Origin of the sequence: Paracraurococcus lichenis (assembly GCF_030657435.1) — a bacterium.
GTDB lineage: Bacteria > Pseudomonadota > Alphaproteobacteria > Acetobacterales > Acetobacteraceae > Paracraurococcus > Paracraurococcus lichenis.
In genome coordinates, this window is the sequence record NZ_JAUTWS010000203.1 from 1 (window position 1) to 4,004 (window position 4,004).

The following is a 4,004-nucleotide window of genomic DNA, read 5'->3' on the forward strand; positions in this document are numbered from 1 at the left end:
GCGCGACCGGGGTGAAATCCGAAACGACGTCGTAGGGCAATCGCGGCGTGACGGCCGGCCCGGTCGAGTGCGTGGAACTGGTAGTGAAGAGCAGCGTCAGGCCGTCGGGAGCGGAACGCACCACCGCCTCGGCTGCCGGAATGCCGCCGGCGCCTGGGCGATTGTCGATGATGACGGACTGGCCCAGGCGCTCGGACAGGCCGGGCGCGATGACGCGGGCGATGGCGTCCGTCGCCCCGCCCGCCGGGAAGGGGAGCACCAGCCGCAACGGCTTAGCCTCGTCGGCGAGGGCCTGAGCGGCGAGCGCGGTGGCGGCGAAGCCCAGCAACGAACGGCGGTGCATAGGAACGTCCTTACCCGGCCCGGAGACGAGCGGCAATCGCCGCCGGCGCCACAACACTCTTACGCGCCCACGCCCGGGTCTCGGGAGTTCCTGTGCCGGATATCAGTCCCGCCTGCCGCCACTCAGCAGGGCATGCAGCAGAACGGCCCCGAAGGTCGCGGTGCCAATGCTGCCGAGCGCAAAGCCGCCGAAGCGTAAGGTGAAGTCGCCGGCACCGAGGATTGACGGCCACCTTCGCCCGCCGCGGGCCGATGCGCGCCGCCAACTTCTGACCCCAGTCCGTGATCGGGTTCGGGCGCGGATGCCGCGTCAGTAGCACGTTCGCGGCTTCGTAGAGGTAGGACCTCAGCAGCCGGTCGCCGCACTTCGAGATGCCGCCCGTGCGGTCCATCTTGCCGGATTGGTGGCGCTTCGGCGCAAGGCCGAGGTAGGCGCCGACGGCGCTTAATCTCCCGAACCGCCCCGGATCGTCGATCACCGCCACGTAGGCGAGCGCCACCACGACGCCGGCCCCGGGAATTGTCATCAGCCGCCGGGCGACATCGTCCGCCTTGGCGCGCGTTGATGCAGCCGTCGAGCACCGCCGTCTGCTCGCGCAGCGCATGCCAGGCGGCGAGCAACGGTTCGACGATGGCCAGCAGCGCGCCATTTCCCTCAACCGCGGCAAGTACGCGCGCCTCGAACGGCCCCTTGGACCCAGGGGCCACCGCCAAGCCAAACGGCTTGAGCAAACCGCGGACGGCGTTGGCCAGGTCCTGGCGCTGCGAGATGAGCTGAGCGCGGGCGACGAGGAGCATGCGAAGTGCCTGCGCGTCCATGCCTTTCACCGCCACCTCGCGGTACCAGCCTGTGCGGACCACCTGGGCAAGGCCGAGCGCGTCGTTGGCGTCGGTCTTGTTCACTTTCAGGGCGAGCGCCGCCTTGGCGTGGCGCGCGTCGAGGCAGGTGACCGGGACGCGCAGCCGCCGCAGCGCGAGGGTGAGCCAGTTGGAGAGCTGGCCGGTCTCGAGCCCGGCCCAGACCAGGCCGGGCGCCCTCCGGGCCAGGGTCTCGGCGATCGCCTTCGGCTCGGTCGGGCAGTTGCCGCGCCAGACGATGGCGCCGGTGTCGTCCACGACGCGAATGGCGGTGCTGTCGAGCGAGACGTCGAGGCCGGCGTAGTGCCGGATGGCGGGCTGCAGCTGGTTCATGGCGCGCCCTCCTGGAGAGTTCCTCCCCCTCGCGGAGCGTAGCACCGGCCCTCAGCCGACCTCCCGCCCGCGATGACGCCATGTCCCGACCTGCCGTTCGGCAGAGCGCCGCGCGCAAGCGCCGTCCAGAAGGCCGCGTAGCGTCCTGGACGGCGCGAGACGCGGGCGACAGTTGCAGTTGTCGCACCGACGTCCCGCATGCCGTCGAGAACCCTGACCGGTCGGCTGAGGCGCTGATCTACCTCATCGTCGAGCGGGGCTGATCCCGCATTGCCGTCAGGTCTGGCCGTCGTGGATCCCCGCCAGCCCAGACGAGCCACCGTACGATGGAACTTCTCGCGTTGCGGCCTGCTCTGCAAGGCGCAGCGTGATACTGACAGCATGCCGTCGGGATCACGTGTCAACTGGTGCGGCGCTTGCCCCCTGGCCCCATCGCCTCTGCCGACGGCAAGGGCAACGGGGCTTCGGCCGTGCGGGCGGCAGGCATCAGAGCGTCTTCAGATACTCCAGCAGCGCTCGTTTCTCGTCGTCCGTCAGGGTGGTGCCGAATTCGTGGCCGCAGCGGCTGTTGCCGGAATCGCGGTCCTCGCAGCCGGTGGTGCGCAGCACCGCCATCGTGCCGGGCTGCACCCGGGCAAGACCAACCGCTGTGGTGTCGTAAGCGGGACCGATCGAGAACTCTGCCGGGCGCGCCGCCGCTGGCTTCAGGAGGTCCGCGAGGGTCGGCACGGAGCCGTTGTGCAGATAGGGCGCGGTCGCCCAGATGCCCTGCATCACGCGGGCCTCATAGGCAGCGCCGGGCGTAGCCGCGGCGGCCTCGGCGCGCTGCGGCGCGGGATAGGCGCCCTCAAGGCTTGGTGCCTTCGCCGCCGCGACCGCCGCCGTCATGCGGCGTGGATCGCGCGGCGCCGCCAGGGCGAGCTTGCCCTGGCGCTGCAAGTCGGTCGCGAAGGGCGCCTGCAGGATCGAGCCGAAGACGGCGGCGCCGAGCAACTGCACCGCCGGTTCCTCTGCCTTCAACGTGCCGCCAAGTGGCGCCATGTGCCCCTCGAGCACGCCGGATTGCGCCGTGCGCGCCAGCAGGTTCACCTCGCGGCTGTCGGTGCCCACATCCTGGATCGGCGTCGCCCAGGTTTCCTCGAAGCCACGGAAGGCGCCCGGCTTGATGTCGTGGCAGCCAGCGCAGCCGCCCTGCGCCGGGTCGCGGGCGAATATCGCCCTACCCTGGGCCACGAGCGTCTGGTCCACCGCAAAAGGATAGCGCGGTGGGCCGATCCGCTTCAGCAGGTCCTCTAGCTTCAGTAACCCATCGAAATTGGCCGAGTTCTGCGCCACGTAGTTCACGCCGAGCAGTGGGATGCGCGGATCGGGAACCGGGTGGAAGGTGGCGAAGACCCCGAGCACCTCGCCCAGGTTGCGCGCCAGGGCAAGCACGTCGTTGCCGTTGTCCGCGAAGCCTGGCCACTGCGTTTTGTCCTGCTTCGCGGCATTCCACAGGAAGGGGTAGCGCACCGGCGCGTCGGCGACCCTGATGTTGGCGGGAATCAGGTAATCGGGCGGTGGGCCAAGATCGAGGCCGGTGAGGCGGTTGAAGATCATCGCCACCGCGTCCAGCCGTCCCGGGCCCCACGGGGGCGTCGGTAGGGAGCGCGCAATGATGGTGTGGTAGCGTCGGTACCAGCGCTCGACCTGCTGCTGCAACGCCGCCTTGTCCGCCGGCGCGGGCGGGTTGCCGAGCACGGCGACGGCGAAGGTGTCGAAGGCCGCTGGGTTCGCCAGCAGCGCACCGACCGCGCGGTCGAGATCGGCGAGGAAGGACTGGAAATCGGCGAATGCGGGGCCACCATCGACCCGCCACGCCCTGCCCTCCGCCTCGATTTCGCGCGTGTGGCAGGCGGCGCAGCTCATGCCGACCATCTGCCCGCCGGGCGGCCCGGCCAGGCTGAAGCCGACCGGCAGGACGGAGGTCGGCGCGTCGCGGTTGGGCAGGTAGCCATAGCGGGCGAGGCGGTCGCGCATGAAGGGTTGGCCGTCGGCGTCCTGCAGGGCCATGAGCCAGGCGGCGGGCATGAGTTGCGAGCCCTGGTCGCGGGTGTAGAAATCGGCGCGGGCCGCCTCGGTCCAGGCTGGTCCCTGGTCGAGCGTGCCGGCCTCGAGCGGCACCGGCCTCGGTGGTGGGGTGCAGCTGGCGGCGCCCACGGCCAGACCCAGGGCGATCAGCGATTGTCGCACGGTGTTTTACCCCCTCCCGCATTCCCAATAGGCGGAGAATTGCCCCGCTATGGCCGAGGCTAGGGCTTTGGCGGACCGGCCAACAACAATAATGATGCCGGAGCATGGGCATTGGGAACCCGACGACGTCAGCTCCGGTAATGGCGCCGGGCCCGCCGTTCCGCCTCTCGAGCCGCATCGCGTGGCGAAGACTGGCCCGAAGCGACGGAAGCGAACATCTGCACCAGTACGTAATCGGC

Annotated in this window: 2 protein-coding genes and 1 pseudogene; all 3 read right to left on the bottom strand. The window is 70.2% G+C overall.

The features are described 5' to 3' along the window. A partial coding sequence (locus Q7A36_RS38680) for a Bug family tripartite tricarboxylate transporter substrate binding protein (RefSeq protein ID WP_305109116.1) occupies positions 1-343 on the bottom strand: 343 nt, incomplete at its 3' end. A gap of 181 nt (positions 344-524) precedes the next feature. Beyond that, positions 525-1,512: pseudogene (locus Q7A36_RS38685) on the bottom strand (IS110 family RNA-guided transposase); the annotation flags it as partial. Positions 1,513-2,019: 507 nt separating this feature from the next. After that, positions 2,020-3,765 (bottom strand): di-heme-cytochrome C peroxidase, encoded by a 1,746-nt coding sequence (locus Q7A36_RS38690; RefSeq protein WP_305109118.1) that lies wholly within the window; start codon positions 3,763-3,765, stop codon positions 2,020-2,022. Between the last annotated feature and the right edge of the window lie 239 nt (positions 3,766-4,004).